Genomic DNA, 25,943 nt, shown 5'->3' on the forward strand with positions numbered 1-25,943 from the left:
CCATTACCGCTCCACGTACCGCAACCTCCATTTCGGAAGGAATAACGGCAATGGCATTGCGCACCGGGCACAATTGTTGCCCATAGCGCTTTGAACCAAAACCCGATCGCAACTATGCATAATTTCGCATTCTTTCTCTTTACGGCGCTGTCATTAGCTGCGGTGACGGCCCACGCCGGGTCTCAAAACCATCCCCGGTACACCAAGATTCCTGTTGGCTACCTGATGGTACTCCGGCAGGGTGACGACGTTTTCGCCGAAATCGAAAAAATGGCCGTGGAGCAGAAAATCCCGTCGGCTACACTCGCGGGAATGGGATTCGTAAATGCGCGGTTCGGCTTTTTCAATTTCGAAACGAAGGAATACGAGCCAAAAGAGTTCGAAGGAGTGGAACTGGCGTCCATGACCGGCTCCATTGCCTGGCAAGACGGCAAACCTTCCCTGCATTGCCACGGCGTCGCGACGGGAAAGGATTTCCGGGCGTATGGCGGCCATTTGCTGGGCGCTACCGTGAGCACGGGCTCACTGGAAATTACCGTAATCGTTCACGAAAAGCCGCTGAAACGGGTTACGGAACACCCCCTCGGCGCCAACGTGCTTCAATTGAAAGACTGATGTGCGCCTCGGGGTGTGGGTTGATGAAGTGCTTAATGCACGGCAAACTGGCCGGGCTCATAGCTCCCTGCTTCGGTGCGGAATGCAATATTGAAGCGGTTGTAGGAATTGATCGTCGTGATCGCCAGAGTCAGATCGATGATTTCCTCCTCAGAAAAATGCGCGCTGACCGCTTCGAATATTTCATCGGACACTTCGTGGCCTTCGAGAACCGTGACGGCTTCGGCATAGGCGAGCGCGGCTCGCTCACGTTCGGAGTAAAACGGAGCTTCACGCCAGGCATTCAGAAGATATAACCGCTGCTCGGTCTCGCCTTCCGCCCGCAGGTCTTTCGAATGCATATCCAGGCAGAACGCGCAACCGTTAATCTGCGATACCCTGAAATAGATGAGGTTCAACAAACGCCTCTCGATCGGCGATTTGGCCAGGTAACCACCGAGCGCGTACATGGCTTTCAATGCTTTCTGTCCTTTTTCCTGAAAATTGATTCTTTGTGTCATGGGATTTTGAATGATTGAATGATCCGCCGTGAAACGGGGAATGAGTGAACGGATTCATATCAATGACGAGTGGCTTTTTCGGGATTGGACAGTGTCGACAAAAAAAATTCAGTTTTTTAAAGTGCGCCTGGGATAAAATCGGTTGTTACCTTGACTTTACAATAACATAACATTTCAATAACATTCCGGATAAGCAGATACTCTTCTTTTGCGGCAAATTTTGTTTAACCAATAACATGCCCATGCATAAGAGATTTTTACTTCCTATTATCCTGACATTGCTCTGCTGCTTCGGCAACATCGCGGTACTCAGGGCACAAACCACGCAGGCATCGATCTCCGGTACGGTCACCGACGATCAAAACGCCGGATTGGCCGGCGCGACCGTCCAGGTGAAAAACGAATCGACAGGCTTCACGACAGGAACCGTTACCAACGCCAAAGGTGAATATGCTTTCAAAGAACTTCCGTTGGGCGGCCCGTACACCGTAACGGCAACCTATGTTGGCTTTGGCGAGCAGAAACTGACCGGTTATATCCTCCACCAGGGCGACGCGATAAAGGTTAAAATGAGTATGAAAGAAGCGGGTCAGACGCTCGAAGTGGTGAGCGTGGTAGCTTCCGGGATCAAGAACAAGATCGAAAACCTGGGTGCTTCTACGGCCATTTCTGCCAGGGATATTACCAGGTTGCCGGTAAATGGCCGGAACTTTACCTCGCTGATGGATTTATCGCCATTGAGCCGCGGAGGTAACATCGCCGGCCAGCTGGGTTCTTCGACTAACTATACCATCGACGGCATGAACGCGAAAAATCCGACTTCCGCCGGCTCTACCACCAGCCGGAGCGGCGCCCCATATTCGATCTCGATCGAAGCGGTACGCGAGTTCCAGGTGGTTACCAACCAGTACGATGTAACCTACGGCCGGAGCGGCGGCGGTACGATCAGCGCGGTCACCAAATCGGGCACCAACCAGCTGAGCGGCAGCGCATTCAACTACACCCGCGCCGACTGGCTATCGAGCCCCTACGACATCCGCGGCAACAAGCAGAACAACAAGTTCTCCACCAACCAGTTCGGTTTCTCCCTTGGCGGACCGATCCTGAAAGACAAGTTGCATTTCTTCGTGGCCTGGGACCATCAGCAGGACAGCCGCCCATTGATCATTGCCGATATTCTCAGTCCCGTCGACGAAAACCGCTTCAATGTAACCCGTGCTACACTCGACCAGTTCGTGAGCATCGCCCGCAGCAAATACGGTGTTTCCAACGACCCGCAGTTTGGTTCATTTGACAAAAAACGCGGTTCCGACGCCGTATTTGCCCGTATTGACTGGCAGTTGAACAACAGGAACCTTTTGACGATCCGTGACAACTACACCAACGATCGTAACAAACTCGGCCTGGCCGATAACACCACGATCAACATTTACGAATCGTACGGTAACGATTTCAACCAGGACAACAGCCTGCTCGCATCGCTCCGCTCCACACTTAGCCCGAAGGTGACTAATGAGCTGAAAGTGCAGCATTTGTTTACAAAACAAAGAAGTGTCCCCGGCGACCAGCTTCCATCGGCCAACATCCCCAGGGCGATCGTGGAGAATATCAACTCGGTCCTAAGCGACGGATCTTCGCGTTCGACCAATATCCAGATGGGCGGGCACCGTTTCGCGCAGGAGCGCTTCACCAACAATGTGGTCCAGCTGGTGGATAACCTGTATTACAACACCGATAAAGTAGAATACACATTCGGTGCGGATATCATGATGACACGCTCGCATTCCACTTATGGTTCCGAGGTGAACGGCCGTTTCCATTACACGGTGGATGCCGCTGCGGGCAAAACGGCCCTCGACCAGTTCCAGGACCTGAAACCTTACCGCTATTACCGTGAAGTGCCGTTGATGGACGACTGGTCGGTAAAAGGGACCATCTGGAATGCAGGCATTTACGGGCAATTGAAAACTACGCTGGCAACAGGCCTCGATGTGGTTGCCGGGCTCCGCCTCGACTATGCGCATTACCCCGGCTCGCCGTTGAACCAGACGTTGTACGACGCATTGAAAATCCGTACCGACAACAAAATCAAGTCGTTCGTGGTGCAGCCGCGCGTACAGTTCACCTGGGATGTTAACGACAGGCATACCGATATTTTCCGTATCGGCGGCGGCGTGTTCGCATCGGACATCAATAACTATGTGGTAATCAACAACCTTACATTCGACGGAAAACACCTGGCGACAGTCGACGTGCGCAGCCCGAACATCCCGACGCCGGATTTCGCCGCTTACCGCGCCAATTACAACAGCATTCCTACATTGGCCCAGTTCCAGTTGCCGACAATCAATACCAACGGCTCCGATGCCCGCGTACCTATCATGTACAAGGCCAACGTATCCTACAATAAATACCTGACCGACAAGCTGAAAGTAGGAATTGCCGGATATATGACCCTCGGCCGCAACAATTATATGTACGTGGATAGAAACATGGTGGACGAACCATTCTTCCGTCTGGCCAACGAAGGTAACCGCGGGGTATTCGTACCCGGTGGCACCGAAATGCCGGCGAATGGCGCGGGCGACTGGCTGAAAGGACGTAAATCCACCCAATTCGGTCGCGTGCTGGAACTGAACAGTGAGGGAAAAGTCAATTCATTTTCTTTTGTAGCCGACGTGAAATATCAATATTTCCGCGACGGGGAGATCACTTTGAGCTACACCTATAACGATGTTAAAGACAACACGTCTTTCAATGGAAACGTAGCGAACAGCGCGACGCTTTCGCTACCGGTTCGTGACGACCCCCGCGATTTGAGCCGGATGTCGTACTCCGACAACCAGTTCCGTCACAAAATCGTATTCTATGGCTCGCTGCCCAGCTTTTGGGGAATCAATGTGGGGGTTCGTTACTCTGGGGTCGGCGGCACGCGCTATACCCTGTTGTCGGGCGGTAACACCAACGGCGACTTCGTCGCGGGCCAGAACGACCTTGCATTCGTTTTCGACAGAAACGACCCGAACGTACCTGAAAACGTGCGTACAGGTCTTCAGGCCATCCTCGATAACCCGAATGCCAGCCAGAGCATCAAGGATTATATCATCAAAAACTCAGGCAAAATCGCCGAGAGGAACGGTGGTATCAATGGCTTCTACGGCGTATTCGATGTTCGCGCATCGAAGCGTTTCAAAATCGCCGGAACCCACGCTATCGAAGTATCTGCCGATGTTTTCAACTTTGCCAACTTCCTCAATAAGGAATGGGGCCGCAACAAGTCGCTCGGTACGCAGGCGCTTTACGCCCTCGGTATTCCGGCCGCGAACGGTAAACCAGCGGTACCAGCATTCAACCAGAAGGAAAACCAGTTTGTATACCGCGTGAACACTGCGGGTATAGTTACGCCATCGGGTAATCCTTACCAGGTGCAGATCGGCTTGCGTTATAGTTTCTAAAACGCCCCGGTTGATACAATGCCAGGTCCCGGCCGCGCGAGCAGCCGGGACTTTTTTTATTTTTCTCCTTTTTTATCCAATCCCCGGCCCATTGCAAAAGACATTCCCTCCTGTGGTGAGATTGGCTGGCTTATGTCTCTAAAATCAAATTTCCTGCAACGCATCGACACATTTCTGCGAAATGATCGTTAACGAGGGGACAGGCTACACCAATTTTCGGCCGGTTTAACCCCTGGTTTCGGCAGTTCATCACATTGGCGTTCCGTATGTTTAATTTCTGACATTATTTTAGAACATGTTTCATCCCAGCGGAGCGTATACAGGGAATGCGTTTTCGGGAACATCAAGATCAATTAGCCATGAATACTATCGAAATCGAACAAGAGCAGGAAATCACTCCTGTGAACATTATCCGGATCGGAACAGGGTTCTGGTCTGCCAAGCCATTAATGACCGCGATCAGGCTGGGCCTGTTTACCGAACTGGCGGAGGGGCCGCTGTTTGTCTCGGAAATCAGGCAAAAACTCGGCCTGCACAGCGGAACCTCCCTGGAATTTCTCGATGCACTGGTATCGTGGGGCATTATCAGGCGCCAGGGCAAAGGCTTCACCGCCATTTACCGCAATTCCCCCGAGGCCGACACCTTCCTGAACCGGAAAAAACCGGATTACCTGGGCGATTTGCTCGAAATGTTGCACGACAAGAAATTGCCGCTGGCACATAGCCTCAAAGAAGTTGTAAGCATAGCAAGCAGCCAAAACCGGTGGGACTTGAACCGGCTTTCGACAATGGTGGCGTAGGGAACATCATCGAGGGGATGGCAATAACCCTCCCCTTTTCTTAACTTCTTACTTCTCCCGCACCTCTGCGCATTCCTGAAATTCTCCTCCCGACGTTCCGCCCCGAACGGCTCGCAGCGACGAGCCGCCCGCAGCCGGAACAGACGATCGGAAGCGCATCTTATCACTTCAAATCTGCCCGTGGTCAATCCGATTTGCCATCCCCCCGGCCCTATTCTACATTTGAAGTATTCAAAAACTTCAATCCAACCTGCCTATGCCTTCCTACACGCTTTCTGTAAACGGCAGACAGTATACCGTCGAAGCCGACGAGCAAATGCCGTTGCTTTGGACGATCCGCGACCTGATTGGCCTCACCGGCACGAAATATGGCTGCGGGATTGCACAGTGCGGGGCCTGTACAGTACATCTGGGCGGCGCGCCGGTCCGGTCTTGCTCTTTCCCGGTTTCTGCGGTGGGTGAGCAGCCGGTTTTAACGATCGAGGGGCTTTCCGACGACAATTCGCATCCGGTACAAAAAGCGTGGATCGCGGAGCAGGTGCCGCAATGCGGCTATTGTCAGAGCGGACAAATTATGTCGGCTGTGGCATTACTGGCCGGAAACCCGAACCCCGACGACGACGCTATTAACGCGGCCATGAGCGGCAATATTTGTCGGTGCGGCACGTATCCCCGCATTCGCAAGGCGATTAAAACGGCTGCCGGCTACACCCGTTAAGCATTTGCCATGAAATCACGGGACATTTCACGCAGGGTTTTCCTCCGGCAGGCCGCGTGGTCGGGGGCGGCGCTTACGCTTGCTGCCTGCTTGCCTGCCGAGGGGCACGGGGCGGCCGAAATTATCAATCCGGTTACAGACAAGGTTACGCCGGGTACCGTGCTGATGTCGTGGGTCACCATCGATCCGACAGGCAGGGTTACGCTAATGTGTAACCGCTCCGAAATGGGCCAGGGAACTTTCCAGGCCCTCCCGCAAATGCTGGCCGAAGAGCTGGAAGTCCGGCTGGAAGACGTTAATGTCATTTTCGCACCGGCTAATCCGGAAAAATATGGCCCTCAGCCACAGGAAGGCAGCTTTTCCGTACGCGGATGGGCCCCGCGGCTGTTACGCGCCGGCGCCTGTGCAAGGGAAATGCTGATCGAGGCGGCAGCAACGGAATGGAAGGTCCCGAAGCACGAATGCCATGCTGAAAATGGCGGGGTAATCCATCGGATTTCTCTAAAAAAACTGGCTTACGGCACATTGGTCGAAAAAGCGGCGAAACTCGCTCCGCCCAGAGGCGTCGTGCTGAAAAAACGGGCCGATTACAAGGTCATCGGCAAATCCATTCCCAGGAAGGACATTCCGCTGAAAACCAATGGTGCCGCCGTTTTCGGACTCGATAAAAAGATACCCGGTATGCGATATGCCGTGATCGAACGAAGCAAACGGTTCAGGGAAAAGGTTAAGGGTTTCGATGATTCCGAAGCACGGAAAGTGCACGGTGTCACCGACGTCTTTAAGGTGTGCAGGCCGGTATTCTCGCAATTCTGTGAAGGAGTGGCCGTTGTGGCCGATTCGCTTTGGGCCGCCATGCAGGCAAGGAAGGTTTTGAAAGTGGATTGGGAAGATGCGGAATTTGAATACCCCGGCTCGCAATCACTCGAAAAACAAATGCGTGAAAACCTGGAAAAGATTGGCCCGCAGCCCCGATTCGAAAACGAATATGCGGGCTCTCCCCAAAAACTGGAAGCGTTCTATGAAACACCCTACCAGTCGCACACTTGCATGGAACCGTTGAACTGCATTGCGGACTTCCGGACCGGCGGGATCGAAATATGGGGGCCAATACAGGAGCCCAACTGGGTCCAGGCCGATCTGAGCCAGCGGTTCGATATCCCTATTGAACGTGTAACGGTGCACATGACCTTCCTCGGCGGCGGATTCGGCCGGAAGGCTTTCCCCGACTATCCCTATGAAGCCGCATTCATTTCCAAAGAGATTGGCGCGCCGGTACAGGTCGTTTGGACACGTGAGGACGACATGACCGCCGGTCCTTTTCGCCCGGGAGCATTTTACAGGCTAAGAAGCGGACTAACCGCCCAGGGAAAAATCCACGCGTTTCAGGCCCATACCGCCACCCAATGGATCGGGCAGGAATGGTCACCCATTCCGCCGGCCGGGCCGGAAGCGGCAAGTTACAATACCGGCGATTTTGAGGGGTTACTGCCCTCGTACAAACAGGGGATTCCGCATTACAGCTTCGGCGGGGCGGGAATCCATTCGCCTATACCCGTAATGTGGTGGCGCTCGGTATTCGCGTCTACGAACGGCTTTGCCTGCGAAAGCTTTATCGACGAGCTGGCGCACCTGGCCGGCAAAGATCCATTGGCTTTTCGGCGCGAGCATTTGCCCGACAAACGTTACCAGGCGTTGATCGACCATATGGCGAAACTTACCAATTGGCATTTGCGAGGCAAAAACCACGGCTGGGGTGTCGCTTTTACTGAATGCTTCACCGGCATTTGCGGCCATGTGGTGAAGGTGACGCGCAACGCGGAAGGCAAAGTAAGGATCGAGAAAGTGATTGCACTGATGGATTGCGGATGGTATGTGAACCCCGACATCATCCGCGCCCAGGTCGAAGGAAGTATTGTGATGGCGTTAGGCGCTGCTACCACCCACGCAACGACATTCGACGACGGCAAGGCTGTCCAGCAAAATTTCGACACTTATCCGATGCCGCGCATCGCCGACGTTCCGCCTATCGAAGTACATATTATGGAAAACGACGAAAAGCCCGGCGGCGTAGGCGAGCCGGGGCTTCCGCCGTTCGCCCCGGCCCTGGCCAATGCCATTTTCGACCTCACAGGCCGCCGCATCCGGCGGTTGCCGTTTAGTCTCGATGATATTTCCTGACGGTTATTTTCCCGAAAGCGATTTGATAAACAGGATCACCGACTCGATATCATTGTCGGATAGCACGCCTACAAACGACGGCATTTCCTCATTGTAGCCTTTTACAATGCGTTTCGAAGGTGTCAGGATCGATTCGCGGAGATAGGCTTCGTCGGCGATTACCTTGCTGCCGTCGTCGAATGTACGCTCCGATTTGTACAGGTTCTGAAAAGGCGGACCGTACATACCTTTGGTACGGGTCCCTTCCGAATGACAGCCCGCGCATGCCATTTTCTGAAATATTTCCCGACCCTTTTCTGCCGAGGCCGCAGTTTCGGCAACCACCGCTGCCGGCTGTTCGGGGCGTTTGGCATTCAACAGGGCAAGGTCTACACCCCCGAAGCCGCTCAGATCCACGTCCGTCGATTGGTTTAAGGTAAACCAGAACTGGTCGTTCACCTTCTTGCCATCCGCCGCCTGCAACCGGTAACTTACCTCCATTTGCATTACCTCCGTCATTCCGGGGACGAGCAGGAACACGCTTCTTTTATCCTTCGACAGATAAGAAGCCGCTACGTGCATGACCTCCTGCCCCGTCGAGCCGTCGAGTTTGAAATGCCCTGAGCCATACTCTTCCGTGCGTTTGTAATTCCATCTCCTGACTTCGAAATTCCCCGGATTGGTAGCGGTTACCTTATCGAGCGGCGAATCGAACCGCAGCATAATGCCCTGCTTACCCGCGCGAAAATGGTTGGGCAGATAACTCGGCTTACCGGCATATCGCAGCCGCAGCAATGCGCTGATGCCATTCGAGCTGGACCCCCAGAGGTTAAAGCCGGCAATGTACAGCTGCCCATCCGCAGGGTTCATCGCTCCTTTCGAAGTCGGGGCGGGGTAATTGGCATGGATTACGGAAACACCGCCCTGAACGACGCTCGTAGTGCTGTCGATCAGCACGCGGAAAAGCCCCGGACGGCCAAACGAGCAATGGATAAGATTTCCGTTCAAAGGCCCCATTTTCGAACCGGTGATCCACACCTGGCTAATCGCCGAGCGGTCGACGCTGTGCGGGATCCAGGTCAATGGCGGGGTCACCGCCGGATTGTCGCTACGGTGCAACGTCGGTTCCACCCCGAAGTAATCGCCCTGGTGAATGACGAAAATAGGGGTCGACGGCACAAAGTTACCTTGCTGATCGGAAGCCGTCAGAATGCCTTTGGTAGGATGTATGCCAAGATAAGGCCCGCGTAATCCGGTCGCCACGACTTCCGCATTCCGTCCGTCCTTCGATATTCTGAGAATAGCACCATTCTGGTCCGAACCGGCCCGAAAACCTTTGCCGGTGACTTTCGTCATGCCCGGCCCGTTACTCAAACTGCCGCCTTTGGCAATATAAAAACTGCCGTCGGGTGCGGTGACGAGATCGGCCGCCCATTCCCGCGACTCGGCCGACTGGGCCATAACATTGGAGAAATTTTCATAATAGTCCGCTACGCCGTCATTGTTCAGATCGCGTAAATGCACGATGCCGTTTCGGTCGAAAACGTAGATACTGTCCTTCACGATTTCAATGCTCATCGGCTCATGAAGTCCGGAAGCAAAACGCCGCCATTTAATACTCTGAAGGTTTTTGTCGATTCCCTCGATCGTCCAGACGTCGCCTTCAAAAGTTACCACCGCCGCCCGGCCATCCTCAAAAAAGCCCACATCCGCCACCCGCACATTCCTCTTCCACGGATTGTTCAAAGGCAATGTAAGCTGGTCGGTTACGAATGCTGCGGTATCAGGTGAGAGTTTTCCTTGTGTTACAACCGTTCCTTTCCACAATGCGGGGCCTCCGTTTTTGAAATCAGGGAGCGGGTTATGTTTTGTTTTGCAAAATTTCTCGAATGCCTTTTTGTCCTTCGAGAGCCCTTTCCAGATCGCCACAGTCGCTTCGCCATCTGCACCGACCTTCACCGTGAGATATTTGCCTTCCTCCACGCCGGACTGCCAAGCCGGTTTTCCCTTACCTAACACCGCCACAGCCGTAACCGTATCCTTGTCGGCCCCCTGATATACATAAGCAATACGGCCCTTTACCTCGCTGCCTGTCGCATTATCGACCTCCGCCGCAGTCAGGTACAAGTCCGACAAAACGCCGTTTGCACGAATGCTTCTCGTAAAAGCCACTCCGGCATCAAATCGGGCACTGCCGGGCATCTCGTAAATGTGGGCCTTGCCTACAGAATAGTCGAGTACCGAGCGGTTGCCGTAAACATACATCCCGTTATACCGCCCCTGGCTGGCAGGAAGCGGTTTCCAGGCAGGTGGCAGCGACTGATCCGTGCGATAGGCGGGTTTGCCGGTTGTCCAGCCCGCGTAGGCGCCCGTCGCAAGCACGGGCGAGCCCGGTACCGTTGCTATATTATTGTTTTTATTAAAAAAATCCTTGTAGGAAACCTGGGCCATGAGTACCATCGGAAGGAATTTCCCCGTCCAGGCTACCGACCACCGCAGCAGGTCCGTGTCAAAGCAGGCATAGGCGCTGTCGCCCAGCTGCAACGCGAGCGTACGGGCCGCCTGATTATCTTTCGGAAATCCGCCGCCGAGCTTGCGGGCATCTACCGATGTTGAAATGTAGGGGAAGCCGGGTTCGACAAACGAGGCCAGTTGCAACGAATCGGGGCGGTCGGGTCTGGTACTGCGGGTATAGGTGTAGCCCGTCATCAGCACGGACGCCAGGGAAATACCGCCCAGCAGGGCCGCCCCCCACCGCTTGCCGCGGTACTTGGAAATGTTAAGCATGTATGGTTCAGGTAATAAAAGAACAATTTTTAAAGTAATGCAAAATAGGAACTTACTGGGATATCTATGACCAATTTTCGGCCCTTAGTCCCTTACAGGCCTGAAAAAAGCTGACCCATTGCATTTAAATCGATATATTTGGACTTAACCTAAACGAATATGTTCTCTTTCTCCGGTCTTCGCAAAGAGCAGGTCCCCACCGAAATCCTGGCCGGGGTGTCCTCATTCCTGGCAACAGCTTATATCATCGTCGTCAATCCGTCTATACTCAGCCAAACCGGCATGCCGTTCGCGGCCGTACTCACTGCTACGATCCTGGTCTCGTTTTTCAGCAGCCTGATGATGGGCCTTTACGCCGATAATCCCATCCTGGTCGCCCCCGGAATGGGCCTGAATGCCTTTTTTACATTCACGGCGGTACTTACCGAGGGGCTGTCGTGGCAGGTAGCGCTGGGTACGGTGTTTTGGTCGGGTGTCTTTTTTCTGATCCTATCCGCATTCAACATCCGGTCCTATATTGTTAAAGCAATTCCAAAACCATTGCGGTTCGGCATTGCGGCGGGTATCGGGCTGTTTATCACGCTGATAGGTTTTGCGAATGCCAAATTCATCGTGCCCAATCCGGCGACGATGATCAGCCTCGGCAACCTCAACGCTCCCACCATCACATTCATTGCCGGATTGCTTATTACGGTTATCCTGCTGATCCGCAATGTGAAAGGAAGCATTCTGATGGGCATTGTGGCGACGAGCCTGCTGGCCTGGCCTATCGGGCGCTGGTGGGGCGGTACGGAAACTGTGATTACCATCGATCAGATCGTCGCCAGGCCGGATTTCAGCCTGCTATTTCAGCTCGATATCGTCAACTCGCTGCAATGGAGCCTCGCGCCGATCATCCTTGCATTTGTATTCACCGACATGTTCGACAGCCTTTCGACTTTCGTAGGATTGGCCGAAGCCTCCAATCTGCTCGATGAAAACGGCGAACCACGCCATATTCGCCGGTCGTTGATGGTCGACGCCGTTTCCACGACCATCGCCGGGCTCGTCGGCAGCAGTCCGGGCACGGCGTACATCGAATCGGCGGTGGGTATCGAGCAAGGCGGAAAAACCGGTCTTACAGCAGTTACCGGCGCCATTTTGTTTCTCCCGTTCCTGTTCCTTTCCCCCCTGCTGAGCGCTGTTCCGGCCATTGCTACCGCACCGGCGTTGGTACTGGTAGGTGTTTTTATGATGAAACCGGTGATCCGCATCAACTGGAACGATCTTTCGGAAGCGTTTCCCGCTTTTCTGGCGATGGTACTCATCCCGTTCACCTATTCCATTACCCAAGGCATTATCTGGGGATTTCTGAGCTGGACCGCCCTGAAAGTACTTTCGGGCCGGGCCAGGGACATTAGTATCGCCCTTATTATAATCGACGTTTTTGCCATCCTGGCGCTTATTTTTTGAATCCCGAAATGAAGAAAATTTCACTACTCACATTCCTCGTTTTTTCAATCCTTTTTACCTCCAAAGCACAAGGCGTCACAGGTATCTTGGCCGCGTTTCCGCCGGAGCTGATATTGCTCGAAAGCCAGATGACACAGAAGCAGGATACGGTCATCAGCCAGGTCCGTTTCATTCATGGCGAATTGCGCGGCAGGCGTGTGGTGCTGGCCGAAACCGGGGTCGGGAAAGTCAACGCCGCGATTACGACCTTGTTGATGATCGAACATTTCAAACCCCGGGAAATCGTGTTTTCCGGCATTGCGGGCGGCATCGATCCCGCATTGTCGCCCGGCGACCTGGTGATCGGGACGCAAATCGCCTACCACGATTTCGGTCAGATCGACGACGCGGGGATGCATTACTGGGCCACGAAAAACCCGTTTACCAGAAAAGAAAACCCGTTGAAATTCCATTGCGATTCGGCATTAGTGAGCAAAGCCTTTTCCGTTTCGCGCAATCTGGACTTCGCGAAAGTAGAGCGGAATAACGGCAGCTTCGCTCCTGCCGTCAAAAAGGGCATCATCGTGACCGGAGATGTATTTGTGTCCTCGGAAAAAACCACCCGCCGCTTGCTGAACGATCTGCATGCCGCCGCCACGGAAATGGAAGGCGCGGCGATAGCCCAGACCTGCTACCAGCAAAATACGCCCTTCCTGATCATCCGCAGCCTGAGCGACAAAGCCGACGGCGGTGCGATCCGCGACATGGACAAGTTCCTCAACGTGGCGGCGCACAATGCAGCCACGCTGGTAATGGCCGTGGTGGGCGAAAAGTAGGCTATGCGCGTTTCACCTGATAAGTATAAACCGAATACGGGAAAATCGCTGCCGCGACCCATTTTGAAACCAGGCTCGCTACCACGATAGGAATGAAAAGAATGTAGTTATCGGCAAGGGCGCAAACCAGGAATATGGATGTAAAAGGCGCGTGAATGCTGCCACTCAGCACAGCCGCCATACCGACGAGCACAAAGTTCACGGGGATTAGTCCCAGGCCGAAGAAATGGTTGAGCACCACACACACGATCAGCCCGAGAAATGCACCGATAAACAAGCTGGGGGCAAAAACACCGCCATCGCCGCCGGCACCGAGCGTTACGGAAGTAGCAACCGGTTTCAACAGCAGCACCGCCAGCAATGGCAGGACGACGGCCAGCGAAGGCGCGCCCGCGTGGCGAAACACGTGCCTGATCCCTTCATACCCTTCTCCGTACAGATTGGGCACGAAGAAAATCAGTGTCGAAATAATCAGCGAACCGCCTATAATGCGGATATAATCATTTTGCAGCGAACCGAAGAATTTCTTGAAAAACAGCACGCATTTGGTAAGATATACCGAATTCAATCCGGCCAGAATGCCCAGCAAAACCATGTAAGGCAACGCTTCCGTGCGCCAGTTGGTTACACTGAAATGGAAGACCTGTTTGTAAAAGAAAAAGCTGGTGACGAAATACGATGTCAGCACGGCCGTTACCACGGCGGCCGTATGCAGCTTGCTTTTTCTCCTTGTAAAAACTTCGAACGCAAAGAGAAAACCCGCAACCGGCGCATTGAAAAGCGCCGTCACGCCGGCCGCCAGGCCCGCGCACACGAGGTCGGTGCGGTATCTGCGCAAGTAACTTACCTTTCTGGACGACAACGCGCCGATGGCGGCCGTCGAAACCACGGTGGACACTTCGATACCCGTCGAGCCCCCGAAAATGACAGTCAGCAAACCATTGAAGTAATGTGAAGGTATTTTATAGGAAGGTAATGTGTGCGCGTTCTTGTTGATGGTGTCGAGCACTTCCTTGATACCTTTGTTGGCCTTGTTGCGAAAAAGGAAGAATCGCAGCAAATGAATGGTAGTGAGCCCGATCAGCGGGATCACGAAAATCAGATAGCGGTTATGCCGCAGGTTTTCGAGGAAAGCCTCTTCGTAATGCTCGGTAATGACTTTAAGGGTGTCGGCCACCAGGGCAGAAAAGACGCCCGTTATCGCAGCTGCCAGGATTACCGCAAATACTCTTTTTAACTTCTTGAACTGGTAAGAATTATAATCCATTATCGTATCTTGAATCGGGAGGCAGATTAATGCCCGCTTAAGTGCAACACTTGTCGGCGCGTTTTTGTTTTCCCCGACCGCCAGGATTTATGACGGCCGCGGAAATTCCCGTTCATTATCCCGCTACTTGATCTACCGGTTCTTATCCATCAGTCGCCGGTTTACCACGTGCTCGATTACCTGTTCGCGGTAATTGCGGCTGATAGGAATGCGGTGCGGCCGGATGAAAATTTCGTTGCCGTCTATCCCTTCGATTTTTCCGATAGAAACAATGAACGACTTGTGTACCCGTATGAAATGGCGGCTATCCAGGTTCTGTTCGAGGTGTTTGAGGTTCAGCAGCGTAATGTATTTGCCTTTGCCCGTATGGATCGTCACATAGTTTTGCAGACCTTCGATATACAGGATCTCGTCGAACAAAATCTTTTCGTATTTGCTTCCGCATTTGATAAAGAAATAGTCTTCGTCGGATTTCGGCGTTGCCGACCTGGTTAATAGCTTGTGGTAATCCCGCGCTTTGCTCGCGGATTTGAAAAAACGCTCGAATGTGACCGGTTTGAGCAGGTAGTCCATCACATCGAGCTGGAAACCTTCGAGCGCGTAGCTGGGATAGGCCGTGGTAATGACTACCATCGGCGGGTTTCGTCCAATTTTCAGGAAATCGATACCGCTCATTTTCGGCATCTGGATATCCAGGAAAATCAGGTCCACCTGTGCAGCGTCCATGAGGTTCATCAGTTCCACCGGATTTTCACAAATACCGGTCAGTTTCAGGAAATCTACCTCCCTGACATAGTCCGCCAACCCTTCCCGCGCCAGCGGCTCATCGTCGATTATCGCACAATTGATCATCTAGCCAATTTGATTTAAAGACATTTGCGGCATTTCCACCATTTCCGTTTTTTCGAGTTCGGCTTCAAAATGGACTGAAAACCGGTCGGCGTCGTGACGGATATCCAGTACATACCTGCCGGGATAGATCAGGTCCAACCGTCGCCGCACATTCCGGAGACCGATGCCGCCATAGCGGACGGCTTCCGTTTTTTGCTCACCGGAAATGCTGTTTTCCAGATCAAAAATCAGACTATTATCGTCCACCCGCAGATCGCCGCTAACCCAGTTAGGCCGGTCATGATGCCTGGAAACGTGCTTGAATGCATTTTCCATGAAGGTCATCAGGATAAACGGCGCAATGCCGAGCTCTTGTCGCGGCTCCGCTTCCACTTTGAATTTTACTTCAAGATCGTCGTTCTGACGGAGCTTTTCCAGCTCGATGAAGTTTTCGAGATAAGCGATTTCCTTGCTCAGCGGAATCTGATGGTCGTTGCACTCGTAGAGCTGGTGCCTAAGCAGTTCCGAAAACTTCGCCAGCGACGCCGAGGCCATATCGGGATTTTTATGGATCAGGAAAAAAATCGAATTGATGCTGTTGAAGAGGAAATGGGGGTTAAACTGGTATTTCAAAAAATTCAGTTCGGTTTCCAGCTTTTCCCTTTCCAGCGCCTGTTGCCTGCGACGGGTTTCAAGCCAGTTTTTGGCAAGTTTAATGCTCATCGCAAAGGTTGTAGCCGCCACCGTGGAAGACAAGGGCCCACCGAGCATCATATGAAAAAAATCATAATTCCCCCGCCCGAAAAACGCTTCCAATGTCTTACCCGCCGCCCACGCCCCCCAGGTAGTAACCCGGCACGATCATCGCGGCGGTAACCAGGATGGTCAGGCATAAATAGACAAGGAACTGCGCATATTTACCTTTTTCGAGATAGCGCGGAATAAGAAAGTACAGGTTAAAATAAACCGCCAGGGCCTGCAAGATGACGTAAAAGAAGAACTTGATTATGGAAGTCGTGAAAAGCGCCTCTACGACTTTGAGCGGGTTACCCAGCGCGACCACCCACCATATATAATGATAAACGATCCAGAAAGGGATGTGGTAAAGTTTATACCTGAAAAACCAATGCGCCCGCCGGGGCGATGTAGCGAAGTCCGGATCGGATTGGAATGGATTGGTCATACAGGAGTAGCGAGGCGATATTACGCTACAATTTACGGCAATAAGCACGAAATAGCATCCAACCGGACGAACGGCCCTTAATATTTGATGAACGACACCGCCTGTTACATAAAAAGACCCGGCAGAGCGCCCGCCAGGTCTTCGTTCAGTACTTTTCCGCCTGTCAGGCCAGTGTAACGCCGCACGGGCATGCCGATCCGCGTTTAGAGCCGTTGGCGTATTCCAGTTTCAGCTTTTTACCTTTTTCGTCCGCCTCTTCCAGCAGCTCGAAAGTACGTCGCTCGCCAAGCATCAGGAGCGACTGGAAAAGAACGCCGGCATATTTACTTTCTTCGCTACCCGGGCCTTTTTCCTTGGCGAGGTCATTGTAGTGTCCGAAAAGATCTTTTCCTTTTCCCATGGTTTTATACTTTGCTTTGAATTTCAGAATCTTGGTTTCCGGCCCGAAAAACCGCGCCGGATTTCCTTTTCGCCAATTTAGAAAAATATTTATAAAAAATCTCAAAAAATGTATGCCAAGTCGGCACGAATGGCTACCCGTGGCCAGGTCGATGGCCTGCCCTTCGCTCCGCCAGTATTTTCCGCATATTACGGAAGGTCTCTATGGGTGCACGGCAGGCGAACATATTAATAACGTGGGCCGGAATGTTTCCTCCGGGATCCACCTGTAACATATATTCGACCCACACACTACCATCCGGCGAGGGCCTAATGATCCACCGGTTCACCGACCGCCCTATCCTTACAACGCCCTTCCGCACCGGCACGATGCCCGGCACGGCTGGCGCATCTACCGTAACAATCCCGCTCCGGTCGTCGTGCGTCACTTTCAGGTGCGTAACAAAATCGCGGTTGTCCAGCGGCCACGGCAGGCTTACCTCTGTGTGGTAATACAGTTCTTTATCGGAAACCGCCTTGACGAGCGTGCAGGATTTCGTGTGGCAAACCCATCTTTCAGCCGCCTTCACATCCATCAACAGCGCAATTACCTCCCCGGTGGTCGCTTCCAGGGCACATTCGGCCTTCATTGCCCTGATCTTTGAACCGGGTATCGTTTTCACATACACTTTAATCCCCTCCCGTGCAGCCGCAGGCCTCCATTCCGCCTGCGCTTTTGCACCTGTAACATGCAGGGATACAATCATTAAAGTGAATATCAAGTGCCTCATAACGGCACAAAATTCCTATTTCGGCGACCATAACCGAAGCCATTTCCCCGCGTGGTGCCGGAAAGCATGTTTCAACTGACGGAATACCTGTTTGAACTGACGAAGGGCGGCTATCTAAGCGTCGGCAATCAATTTAAAACGAGCCCTGTCGCGCAATACGATTGCAAAATGTATAATTCCGTGTTGATGCATTGAAGGCACCTGGTCATCAAAAATAGACCGCCCCGGAGACCTGGTACGCGTTCCTTAGCGGACTGCCTTTATCGACCGGAAACAAATAGGCGAAATCGATCCCGTAGTGCGTCAGAAAGCGGGCACCGGCGCCGGCGGTAAAAATTTTGCGGTCGCCCTTTTCTTTATTTTCGGCCTGATAGCCACAGCGGAGCGCATATCGTTCCTTGTACCAGTATTCGGCCCCCATCGTAATGGTGATCTCCCGCATTTCCTCCCTAAACCCGCCCGGTGCATCCGAAAATGATTGGAGGACGCCTTCGAAATAAGGTTTTTGATTGGCATTCCGTCCCGGAACCGGCGTCGGGACCAGCAGCTTGCCCGCATCGGCTGCTACATTGAGTTTATGGTGCCCCTCTACCGTATACGAAAGTCCGCCACCGACGCGCAATGTTGTAGGCAGGAAATACGAACCACCCGAGCCATAATCCACCTTGGGACCGATATTGGTCAAAGTAGCGGCAGCCGTCCACACCAGATGATCGATTCGTTCGGGATCATGGGGCTGACTTTTGTAATATGCGCCGATATCTCCGGCGACCATATGTGCGGTTTCAAGGATATTACCTCCGATTACCGCCGTCCGGCCCACGTTAGAGGAAATGTATTTCAAGGTTGCGCCCATCGAAAAGTGCCGCCCGAGTTGCCTCGAATAAGCCCCGCTGATGATGATGTCATTGCCGGGTGCCGGCGTCGGGATATTATCGTTTTCCGATTTGTTGAAATAATGTACGGACGCTCCGACAACCTGTCTGTTTCCCAGCTTCTTGTAACCGGACAGGAACCCTGTCCAGGTGCTATTTTTAACGGAGGGCAACCAGCGCGCGTAGGTCGCAGAAACCCCTAAGTCGCGATCCGCGTCGGCAAGCTTGCCGGGGTTCCAGTAAATTGCATTGGCATCGGCACTGGTTGCAGCGCCTGTAAATCCCATCCCGGCTGCCCGGGCATCAGGGGCGAGGGAAAGAGAGGAAACCGCGGGTTGGGGGGATTCGCCACGCAGTTTGGGCACAAACTGACATTGTGCTGCCTATAAGGCATGCGGATGCGAGCCAGATGACTTTCATAGGGGCTTGATTTACGTTAAAACAGGACACGAACGGTTACAAAAGCAAACGACAGAGGCTATCGTATTATTTTAACACAGTGCTGTTGCCGAACCCGCAGTCGGAAGAATTATTTATCGATATTTTAAAGATCAAAAATTTGGTATTTAAAATATCTTCACTATTTTTACGAATGAAATTTTTATCGCGAAAATTTTATTACACTTCATCAACATGAAAGCTATTCACTTCAACAACAACGATTTGAGTACGATCAGGAACATCCGGGAGCATTTATACGAATACCTCCTGGTTTTTTCCTGTGATCCGGTGACGGAAGCTGCCATCGGAAGCATTAAACAGTATTTTCAAAAGGCCTATGGCTGCGAGCAGGCTGCCAATCTTCGTCCGCATCTGACGCTGTTCAATTGCATTATCCACGAATACAAGCTCGACCGGGTGGTCCAGGGTTTCGAAAAAGTGGCGAGGCACATTGCGCCGTTCCGTATTGGGCTGGATGGAATCAACAAGTACGAAAGCGGCACGTTCTACGTGGACCTTGAAGAAGGCTCGTCCGGCGAGATTAATAGTCTGGTCAAAAATCTCAAAAGGGAAACCTTCGATCATCTTTCCAAATGGGCATCCGGCGAATTCCGGTTCTGCACCGATCCGCACGTAACCATAGCCCGTCGCATGACGCCCGCACAAATAAACAGCGCCTCACGCGAATGGACGTACAAGAAATTCCGGTCTTCCTTTCGGGTTACAGAGATGATTTTATTGAAGCGATCCCTCGTCAGTGGTTCAAAATGCCGGGAAATCGCGCGTATGCCGCTCCTCGGTTTGCCTGGGCAGACGTTTGTGCAGGGGAGTTTGTTTTAGTGAATTGATAAAATTTATAGTCCGGCCTCTGGTAGCAAGCGGCGGGTTTCGTAATTTGAGGTGTCCTAAACACCTTTTTATGAAACCAAAACTCCTTCTTTGCTCGACGATCGGACTGGTGCTCTGCGGCCTTACGGCCTTCTCGCAGTCGTTCAACAACTTCCCGGTTACCACCCAGAAACCGCCGTTACATGGCAAACATTGGATGGGCATTACCGGCAAGCCACTGGCGGCGACCGCCGGGGCAATAATTTTCAGTAAGGGCGGCAATGCCGTCGATGCTTCCTGTGCCATGCTGGCCGCTACCTGCACCATGTGGGACGTGCTGAGCTGGGGCGGCGAAACGCAGGCGTTGATCTACAATCCCAAAACCAAAAAAGTGATTGCGATCAATGCAATGGGCGTCGCGCCAACAGGCGCAACTCCCGATTTTTTTAAGAGTAAAGGCATGAAATACCCGCCGGAATACGGTCCGCTGGCAGCTACTACGCCCGGTACGCCGGGCGGGTTGATGACCATGCTGGCCGAATTTGGTACGATGAGCCTGAAAGAGGTGCTCGCACCGGCCATGCAAATGGCTGAGGGCTACCCTATCGAAGCGCAAACGGCCAATTCCATTGAAAAAGGCAAGGATGAAATCAAGAAATGGCCCTATTCCACAAGGGTTTTCCTGCCGCACCTGGGGCAAAAACGAGAGGCACCGGACGCGGGCGAGATATTCGTCCAAAAAAGACCTGCACGCGACGTTGCAAAAGCTGGTTGATGCCGAGCAGCAAGCCCTGAAAAATGGCAAGAGCCGCAAGGAAGCCATTTACGCGGCTTACGACCGCTTCTACAAAGGCGATATCGCAAAAGAGATCGCGAGGGGTTGCCGGGAGCAGGGCGGGCTCATTACCGAACAGGATATGGCTAACTGGAAGGTCAGGATCGAGGAACCGTTAATGACTAACTACAAAGGGATCGAAGTGTATAAAATGCAACAATGGACGCAGGGCCCGGTAATGCTGCAAGCGCTCAATATGCTGGAAAACTTCGATTTGAAAAGCATGGGGTATAATTCTGCCCGTTATGTACATACGTTGTACCAGGTCATGAACCTGGCATTCGCCGATCGCGACTTTTATTATGGCGATCCGGCATTCGCCCCCGAGGAGCCTATGAAAGGCCTCCTTTCGAAGGAATACGCGAAAGAAAGGATCAAGCTGATCAACTGGGAGCGGAACGATGCGAAGGCGTTACCGGGTGACCCTTATCCCTTCGAAGGTAAAAAGAACCCGTTCACCGAGCAGATCAAAACTTGGGGCAGCTCGCAGGCTTCCCTGAACCGCAACGCGAACGGTTTGGACGAGAAGTTTATGGAGGAGTTTACCGCTGGAACGACTTCCGTTGAAGCGGCCGACGAAGAAGGCTGGGTAGTGAGTATCACGCCAAGCGGAGGCTGGGTGCCCGCCTGCATTGCCGGCAATACCGGGGTAGGCCTGAGCCAACGCATGCAGTCGTTCGTACTCGACGCACGCGAGAACCCGTTCAATGTGGTAGCGCCAGGCAAACGTCCCCGTGTTACGCTAACGCCGAGCCTCGCCCTGAAAGATGGCAAACCTTTCCTTTCTTTCGCGAAACAGGCCGGCGACGAACAGGATCAGTTACTCCTTCAATTTTTCCTCAACGTGGTCGAATTCGGAATGACCGTACAGGAAGCGACGGAAGCGCCTAGTTTCAAAACATTGCAGATGTACGCCAGTTTCGGGCAACATGAAAAAGATCCGGGAGGGCTGATACTCAACGAATCCATGCCCGACTGGACCCGGAAGGACCTTTCGCGGATGGGATATAAACTCAGCTACCAGCCACGCACCAGCGGCCCCATTAACGCGATTTACTTCGATTGGCAGCATGGCAGCTTCTGGGGAGGATCGAGCAACCACGGAGAAGATTATGGCTTTGGATGGTAATGGGTTTGCCGTCGGCTGTTTCCGGTGCGCTATTGTGAGCGATCGATAATACGGATCATTCCGAATGCCTCGCTGAACCCTGTTTGCTGGTAAAACGACGCCAGTCCTTCACCGGTAAACAGGCCCACCAGCGCGCCATCGGGGGCATTGGTATCCAGCCAGCGCTTGATTTCGCGCATAATCGCCGAGCCGACCCGCCTGCGCTGCCATTCGCGACCCACCATCACATCTTTGATGTAGAAAAAACTGAGCCCGTCGCCCAGCACAAGTGCGCAACCGATCGCCTCGCCCGTTTCCACATTTTCGGCGACGGCGGTAAATAGCGTTGCATTCAGCTTTTTTTGCAGGATTTCGTCCGGTTGTGTATTGGTCCATCCCACCGATCCTGCAAGCTTCCTGTATTCAGCGACGGCGAGCGTACGCCCGACGACCCTCACCGGCAGCGGTTCCGATTTGAGGGCGCCAGCCGCCTGAGCGGGCGCCGCGAATGTGATGTAGTTTCCGTCAAGATCGTTTACAACATATTCTTCAAATCCCCACGGCTGCCTTTCCAGGCCGGTTATAATACGCGCTTTCCGGCTCTGATGTATCTCATAAAGCGCACGGATATTCCTGACCCTTAGCCAGACACATTGCCCTCCTATACGATCGGCCGCTGTTGTATCCTGCGAAAACTGGACAAATGCCCCATGCCAGCTGACACCGCCGTGATTAGATGGCGTACCCCAGGTCCAATGACCCGGAAAGCCAAGCACTTCGTGCCAATACCTGACGGTCTCGACGACATCCCGTACCAATATCACCGGTTCGGCATGGACAATGAAAGGTTCATGCAAATCGTCAGTGGTTTCCATGACTGCTATTTAAGTTCCGTTATAGTTCCAGGTATAACCGCGCCTTTCTGCCCACGCACGGGGACGTGCCCACGGTTTTTCAGCCGGCAAATCGGGGTTAGCCCCTTTTCGGAGCAGAAATTGCACCATTTCCGTTTTTCCGGCCTTTGCCGCCCAACCCAGCGGTGTGGTACAATGCTGCTCGTCGATGGCATCGATATCTGCTCCGTTTTCAAGGAAAATTTCTGCATTAAATACATCTCCGCGTTCGGCGAAGCGATGCAAAGGTGTGATTCCTAGCCAGTTCTTGAAATTGGGGTCCATTCACCGTTCGAAAAGGAATTGGGTAAGCTGCCGGCTTTTGACCGCATCCTGCGGGCCGCGGCCCTGCACGCCCACCGCAATCCGTTGTGCCAGGTCGGGCTGATAGCGGAGCATTAGCCTCACAAAATCCTCGTGGCCCTGCCCCGCTGCCGATTCCAGCGCAGAAGCATCGTCGGCAAGCGCGGGATTTGCCTTCAAAACGGCGGCGGCGGTCTGAATATCTCCATAATAGGCCAGCAGATCCATAGACCTGGCCGCACCGTACGAGCACAGCATATTGATCATAACCTTGTCGCCACGTTCCAGGGCGACCGTCAGCGTGTCCGCAGAGCTTTCTACCGGCACATTCGGATAGGTACCGTGTTCGAGCAGCAGTTTTACGATTTCGATATGGTTGTAAACCACCGCCGAATGCAATGCATGCCCCATCGGAGCAATGCCTTCTTCCGGCAGATTGGGATCGGCCCCTCTTTCAAGCAGCAGTTTCACAATTGGCATTCGCCCGGCCATAGCCGCGTTTTTCAGCGGAGTGCCCGAGCCTGCATAGTATGTGATATATTCCGAGGGCCTATTCGCCAGCGATGGGTCGAGGTCCAGCAACGTCCTTACACGTGCTTCGTCGCCTTTCAGGGCGGCCATGCAAATGTCCACATAAGCCCCCTTACTCAACAGGTGCAGATAAATATCGTTCGGCTTCCATTTCCAATCTTCCGGCACGTCGCGCCAGCCGCGGTACGAATAATCGCCATTGGTAAGTTGAATGGGACGTGCGCCGTCGGGCCTTTTTGCATTGATATCGGCCCCACACGCCAGCAGCGCATCGATCATTTCCGGCTGGCGCGTCATCGTAGCCCAATGAATAGGCTGGTTACCCCCGTCGTCGGCAGCATGTACGTACTCGTCGCCGCTGTTCAGCAATGTGTTAAACGTCGTAAAATCGTGGCTACGAATGGCCGCAGCGATCTGCTTTCCGGCTTCCGAGCCCTTATGACGGTTCAACGCCCGTTCAAGGAGCTCCTCCATGGCAGCGAAACCCCGGTCACGCGCCATTTGAATGAGCGGATCGCCCGTCCCGGAGTCAACCGGGCTTGCGCCGTGTTGTAAAAGGTAACCGGCCACATCCACACGGTTTTCAGCCACCGCAAACGACATAGGCGTACGGTAATCATAACTGCTGCGCACGAGCGAAGCGTCTCTTGCTAGAAGTTTTTTCACCTCTTCCAGATCGCCGTCGCGGGCGGCGCAGAACATCTGCCATACATCGGTACCGAGGCCCGTCGACCAGAACAACGGTTCTTTCTTTTGGAGTGCGGCTGGCTGTGTCATCTTTGAAATGGCGCGTTCGGACGTATTTTTGTTTTAAAGCGATGTTTAGTTAGCTATTTTTTGTATTAAATAAAAGAAATGGATCCGATTGAAATTCAAAAAGTTAACGCCGACGACGTGATGGATATCCGTCACTCCGTGCTCTGGCCGGACAAGCCCCGGGAATTTGTAAAGGTACCCGAAGATGAAAATGGCATTCATCTCGGCTTATATTTCGATAGCATACTCGTTTCGGTGATTTCGCTCTTTGCCGACGGGCGGAATATCCGGTTCCGCAAGTTTGCGACTTTACCTGAGAAGCAAGGGAAAGGATTGGGTTCCAGGCTCCTTCTGCATGCCATCGCACATGCGCAGGCAGAGGGATACACCCGCATGTGGTGCGACGCCCGGACCGACGCGCTGGGATTTTACGAACGGTTCGGCTTCAAAAAGTTCTCGGAGCCGTTTTTTAAGGAACAAATCGAGTACTACAAAATCGAGCGGATGCTCTGATCAGCCTAATGTCGCGTTCTTTTTACCAATGAACCGGGCATAGGCGGCACCTGCGACGAGCAGCGACTTTTCGGCAGCCGCCGGCATTTGTGCCAGAGGAGTGATTTCGATATTAACCGAATCCTTTTTCTCGGTACGCCTCCACGCGCCTACGATCTTCCCTTTTACCATCACCACCGGCTTGAATATGCCATTTCCCGAGTCGGGGTTCCGGGCAACCGCGGCGTCCATTGCGACGCTACGATCGGCGTAGCCGACGGTCAGTTCGTCGTAGGGTGGAAGCAGCATAGCCCTCGACGGCATTTTGGGTACCTCTCCGAAACCGGCAAAAATGTATTCGCGGCCCCCGACTTTGGCCGTCTCGAACTCGCCCCGCACGGCTTCGAAACCCAGCCGGGCATCCGCAACCGGCAAACCGGTCCACCACACAAAGTCCTGGATCGTGGCTGGCCCGTGACTTGTAAAATAACGTTTCGCCAATGCGGCCAGCCCTTGTTCCCGTGGCAAAGCGGGCGCTGAGGGCACTTTTTTGTCGAACAATGCATAGGTGAACTTTTTCCCGCGGCGTGCACCGTTACAAATTACCTTATCCAGTTCGGCCTGGAACACGATGTGGGTAGCGCGCAGGTTGTCGGTCTCAATACCAGCCTTGTTCACTTCGGCAATGATCTCCTCGCGCGTAAGCTCCTGCCCGTCGGCCAGCAATCTGCCTATCAGGTCGTTTGTCATGTTGAATACCGACCTGTCGAGTTTCAATTGCCGGTACATGGTTCCCGCGAGCTTCACAATGTGCGGCGCGGTAAGTTCCATCATCCACCGAATATCCCCGGTAGCCACGAAATGCCATGTGGGTCGCATCACGTGCGTCCGGATAATGCCCCCGGCATCGATGGCCTCCTCTACCGAGTCGTCCGTCGCCTTTTTCAGTCTTAAACCCAGCGCCCATTTGGCCATTGCGAAATCCTGGGCCTGAACAGCGCCCATCCAGGCTACCAGCCCGGCGGGGTCGGTGAAACGGGTATCGAGAACTTGCTGGTTGGCAAGGCGCACGGCGGCGATATCGGATAATGTCATGGGCCGGATAATCGGGAGAAACAAATATTGTTAG

Annotated in this window: 22 protein-coding genes and 1 pseudogene; 10 read left to right on the forward strand and 13 right to left on the reverse strand. The window is 53.3% G+C overall.

The window, feature by feature from the left end:
- Positions 1-114 precede the first annotated feature (114 nt).
- Positions 115-615 (forward strand): PPC domain-containing DNA-binding protein, encoded by a 501-nt coding sequence (locus tag ABV298_RS06040; protein ID WP_353721266.1) that lies wholly within the window; start codon positions 115-117, stop codon positions 613-615.
- Between the two features lie 32 nt (positions 616-647).
- Here the strand turns inward: ABV298_RS06040 and ABV298_RS06045 are convergent, their stop codons facing one another.
- Complete coding sequence (locus ABV298_RS06045) at positions 648-1,115, reverse strand: carboxymuconolactone decarboxylase family protein (RefSeq protein ID WP_353721267.1); 468 nt, start codon at positions 1,113-1,115, stop codon at positions 648-650.
- A gap of 236 nt (positions 1,116-1,351) precedes the next feature.
- Here ABV298_RS06045 and ABV298_RS06050 point away from each other — a divergent pair, with 236 nt between their 5' ends.
- The 4 genes from ABV298_RS06050 to ABV298_RS06065 all read left to right on the forward strand — a co-directional run bounded on the left by ABV298_RS06050 (position 1,352) and on the right by ABV298_RS06065 (position 8,269).
- Positions 1,352-4,570: a carboxypeptidase regulatory-like domain-containing protein gene (locus tag ABV298_RS06050; RefSeq protein WP_353721268.1), complete on the forward strand. Its 3,219-nt coding sequence runs from the start codon at positions 1,352-1,354 to the stop codon at positions 4,568-4,570.
- A gap of 359 nt (positions 4,571-4,929) precedes the next feature.
- Positions 4,930-5,370 carry a methyltransferase dimerization domain-containing protein gene (locus ABV298_RS06055; protein WP_353721269.1) on the forward strand — a complete coding sequence of 147 codons (441 nt, stop codon included), beginning with the start codon at positions 4,930-4,932 and terminating at the stop codon, positions 5,368-5,370.
- 256 nt (positions 5,371-5,626) lie between these two features.
- Entirely contained in the window at positions 5,627-6,088 is a 462-nt protein-coding gene (locus tag ABV298_RS06060) for a (2Fe-2S)-binding protein (RefSeq protein ID WP_353721270.1), read from the forward strand.
- A 9-nt stretch (positions 6,089-6,097) separates the two neighbouring features.
- Complete coding sequence (locus ABV298_RS06065) at positions 6,098-8,269, forward strand: molybdopterin cofactor-binding domain-containing protein (protein WP_353721271.1); 2,172 nt, start codon at positions 6,098-6,100, stop codon at positions 8,267-8,269.
- 3 nt (positions 8,270-8,272) lie between these two features.
- Here the strand turns inward: ABV298_RS06065 and ABV298_RS06070 are convergent, their stop codons facing one another.
- Complete coding sequence (locus ABV298_RS06070) at positions 8,273-11,035, reverse strand: DUF6797 domain-containing protein (protein WP_353721272.1); 2,763 nt, start codon at positions 11,033-11,035, stop codon at positions 8,273-8,275.
- 159 nt (positions 11,036-11,194) lie between these two features.
- On the opposite strand from ABV298_RS06070, the gene ABV298_RS06075 reads away from it, so the two are divergent.
- Together ABV298_RS06075 and ABV298_RS06080 are read left to right on the forward strand one after the other, a co-directional pair.
- The gene (locus ABV298_RS06075; protein ID WP_353721273.1) at positions 11,195-12,487 is read left to right on the forward strand and encodes an NCS2 family permease; all 1,293 of its coding nucleotides are present in this window, start codon (positions 11,195-11,197) and stop codon (positions 12,485-12,487) included.
- 8 nt (positions 12,488-12,495) lie between these two features.
- Entirely contained in the window at positions 12,496-13,302 is an 807-nt protein-coding gene (locus ABV298_RS06080) for a 5'-methylthioadenosine/adenosylhomocysteine nucleosidase (RefSeq protein WP_353721274.1), read from the forward strand.
- A gap of 1 nt (position 13,303) precedes the next feature.
- Here ABV298_RS06080 and ABV298_RS06085 read toward each other — a convergent pair whose 3' ends face one another.
- The 7 genes from ABV298_RS06085 to porV all read right to left on the reverse strand — a co-directional run bounded on the left by ABV298_RS06085 (position 13,304) and on the right by porV (position 18,992).
- Positions 13,304-14,569 (reverse strand): chloride channel protein, encoded by a 1,266-nt coding sequence (locus ABV298_RS06085; RefSeq protein ID WP_353721275.1) that lies wholly within the window; start codon positions 14,567-14,569, stop codon positions 13,304-13,306.
- Positions 14,570-14,701: 132 nt separating this feature from the next.
- The gene (locus tag ABV298_RS06090; protein WP_353721276.1) at positions 14,702-15,421 is read right to left on the reverse strand and encodes a LytTR family DNA-binding domain-containing protein; all 720 of its coding nucleotides are present in this window, start codon (positions 15,419-15,421) and stop codon (positions 14,702-14,704) included.
- The gene (locus ABV298_RS06095; protein WP_353721277.1) at positions 15,422-16,123 is read right to left on the reverse strand and encodes a histidine kinase; all 702 of its coding nucleotides are present in this window, start codon (positions 16,121-16,123) and stop codon (positions 15,422-15,424) included.
- Between the two features lie 97 nt (positions 16,124-16,220).
- Positions 16,221-16,583, reverse strand: a complete 363-nt coding sequence (locus ABV298_RS06100) for a hypothetical protein (protein ID WP_353721278.1) — start codon at positions 16,581-16,583, stop codon at positions 16,221-16,223.
- Between the two features lie 163 nt (positions 16,584-16,746).
- Positions 16,747-16,983, reverse strand: coding sequence for a hypothetical protein (locus tag ABV298_RS06105; protein ID WP_353721279.1), 237 nt, complete (start codon positions 16,981-16,983; stop codon positions 16,747-16,749).
- A gap of 133 nt (positions 16,984-17,116) precedes the next feature.
- Positions 17,117-17,728, reverse strand: a complete 612-nt coding sequence (locus ABV298_RS06110; protein WP_353721280.1) for an START domain-containing protein — start codon at positions 17,726-17,728, stop codon at positions 17,117-17,119.
- Between the two features lie 232 nt (positions 17,729-17,960).
- Entirely contained in the window at positions 17,961-18,992 is a 1,032-nt protein-coding gene (porV, locus tag ABV298_RS06115; protein ID WP_353721281.1) for a type IX secretion system outer membrane channel protein PorV, read from the reverse strand.
- Between the two features lie 268 nt (positions 18,993-19,260).
- Here porV and ABV298_RS06120 point away from each other — a divergent pair, with 268 nt between their 5' ends.
- Together ABV298_RS06120 and ABV298_RS06125 are read left to right on the forward strand one after the other, a co-directional pair.
- A complete protein-coding gene (locus ABV298_RS06120) occupies positions 19,261-19,908 on the forward strand; it encodes a 2'-5' RNA ligase family protein (protein ID WP_353721282.1) in 648 nt (215 codons plus the stop codon).
- 205 nt (positions 19,909-20,113) lie between these two features.
- Positions 20,114-21,860: pseudogene (locus ABV298_RS06125) on the forward strand (gamma-glutamyltransferase).
- A gap of 29 nt (positions 21,861-21,889) precedes the next feature.
- Here ABV298_RS06125 and ABV298_RS06130 read toward each other — a convergent pair.
- The 3 genes from ABV298_RS06130 to ABV298_RS06140 are packed head-to-tail and all read right to left on the reverse strand — an operon-like array spanning position 21,890 to position 24,343.
- The gene (locus ABV298_RS06130) at positions 21,890-22,714 is read right to left on the reverse strand and encodes a GNAT family N-acetyltransferase (RefSeq protein WP_353721283.1); all 825 of its coding nucleotides are present in this window, start codon (positions 22,712-22,714) and stop codon (positions 21,890-21,892) included.
- A gap of 9 nt (positions 22,715-22,723) precedes the next feature.
- Entirely contained in the window at positions 22,724-23,017 is a 294-nt protein-coding gene (locus ABV298_RS06135; RefSeq protein WP_353721284.1) for an ankyrin repeat domain-containing protein, read from the reverse strand.
- Complete coding sequence (locus tag ABV298_RS06140; RefSeq protein WP_353721285.1) at positions 23,018-24,343, reverse strand: ankyrin repeat domain-containing protein; 1,326 nt, start codon at positions 24,341-24,343, stop codon at positions 23,018-23,020. It lies immediately after the preceding gene.
- Between the two features lie 78 nt (positions 24,344-24,421).
- Here ABV298_RS06140 and ABV298_RS06145 point away from each other — a divergent pair, with 78 nt between their 5' ends.
- Entirely contained in the window at positions 24,422-24,835 is a 414-nt protein-coding gene (locus tag ABV298_RS06145; RefSeq protein ID WP_353721286.1) for a GNAT family N-acetyltransferase, read from the forward strand.
- Here the strand turns inward: ABV298_RS06145 and ABV298_RS06150 are convergent, their stop codons facing one another.
- Complete coding sequence (locus ABV298_RS06150; RefSeq protein WP_353721287.1) at positions 24,836-25,909, reverse strand: winged helix DNA-binding domain-containing protein; 1,074 nt, start codon at positions 25,907-25,909, stop codon at positions 24,836-24,838.
- Between the last annotated feature and the right edge of the window lie 34 nt (positions 25,910-25,943).

Source organism: Dyadobacter sp. 676, assembly GCF_040448675.1.
In the GTDB taxonomy this organism is placed as follows: domain Bacteria; phylum Bacteroidota; class Bacteroidia; order Cytophagales; family Spirosomataceae; genus Dyadobacter.

Coding starts and splice junctions, on each gene's coding strand:
- ABV298_RS06090 (WP_353721276.1), bottom strand. CDS start 15,421: ATGATCAATTGTGCGATAATCGACGATGAGCCGCTGGCGCGGGAAGGG.
- ABV298_RS06080 (WP_353721274.1), top strand. CDS start 12,496: ATGAAGAAAATTTCACTACTCACATTCCTCGTTTTTTCAATCCTTTTT.
- ABV298_RS06140 (WP_353721285.1), bottom strand. CDS start 24,343: ATGACACAGCCAGCCGCACTCCAAAAGAAAGAACCGTTGTTCTGGTCG.
- ABV298_RS06050 (WP_353721268.1), top strand. CDS start 1,352: ATGCCCATGCATAAGAGATTTTTACTTCCTATTATCCTGACATTGCTC.
- ABV298_RS06045 (WP_353721267.1), bottom strand. CDS start 1,115: ATGACACAAAGAATCAATTTTCAGGAAAAAGGACAGAAAGCATTGAAA.
- ABV298_RS06150 (WP_353721287.1), bottom strand. CDS start 25,909: ATGACATTATCCGATATCGCCGCCGTGCGCCTTGCCAACCAGCAAGTT.
- ABV298_RS06120 (WP_353721282.1), top strand. CDS start 19,261: ATGAAAGCTATTCACTTCAACAACAACGATTTGAGTACGATCAGGAAC.
- ABV298_RS06060 (WP_353721270.1), top strand. CDS start 5,627: ATGCCTTCCTACACGCTTTCTGTAAACGGCAGACAGTATACCGTCGAA.
- ABV298_RS06145 (WP_353721286.1), top strand. CDS start 24,422: ATGGATCCGATTGAAATTCAAAAAGTTAACGCCGACGACGTGATGGAT.
- ABV298_RS06075 (WP_353721273.1), top strand. CDS start 11,195: ATGTTCTCTTTCTCCGGTCTTCGCAAAGAGCAGGTCCCCACCGAAATC.
- ABV298_RS06130 (WP_353721283.1), bottom strand. CDS start 22,714: ATGGAAACCACTGACGATTTGCATGAACCTTTCATTGTCCATGCCGAA.
- ABV298_RS06105 (WP_353721279.1), bottom strand. CDS start 16,983: ATGGGAAAAGGAAAAGATCTTTTCGGACACTACAATGACCTCGCCAAG.
- ABV298_RS06070 (WP_353721272.1), bottom strand. CDS start 11,035: ATGCTTAACATTTCCAAGTACCGCGGCAAGCGGTGGGGGGCGGCCCTG.
- ABV298_RS06040 (WP_353721266.1), top strand. CDS start 115: ATGCATAATTTCGCATTCTTTCTCTTTACGGCGCTGTCATTAGCTGCG.
- ABV298_RS06095 (WP_353721277.1), bottom strand. CDS start 16,123: ATGAGCATTAAACTTGCCAAAAACTGGCTTGAAACCCGTCGCAGGCAA.
- ABV298_RS06055 (WP_353721269.1), top strand. CDS start 4,930: ATGAATACTATCGAAATCGAACAAGAGCAGGAAATCACTCCTGTGAAC.
- ABV298_RS06085 (WP_353721275.1), bottom strand. CDS start 14,569: ATGGATTATAATTCTTACCAGTTCAAGAAGTTAAAAAGAGTATTTGCG.
- ABV298_RS06100 (WP_353721278.1), bottom strand. CDS start 16,583: ATGACCAATCCATTCCAATCCGATCCGGACTTCGCTACATCGCCCCGG.
- ABV298_RS06135 (WP_353721284.1), bottom strand. CDS start 23,017: ATGGACCCCAATTTCAAGAACTGGCTAGGAATCACACCTTTGCATCGC.
- ABV298_RS06065 (WP_353721271.1), top strand. CDS start 6,098: ATGAAATCACGGGACATTTCACGCAGGGTTTTCCTCCGGCAGGCCGCG.
- ABV298_RS06110 (WP_353721280.1), bottom strand. CDS start 17,728: ATGATTGTATCCCTGCATGTTACAGGTGCAAAAGCGCAGGCGGAATGG.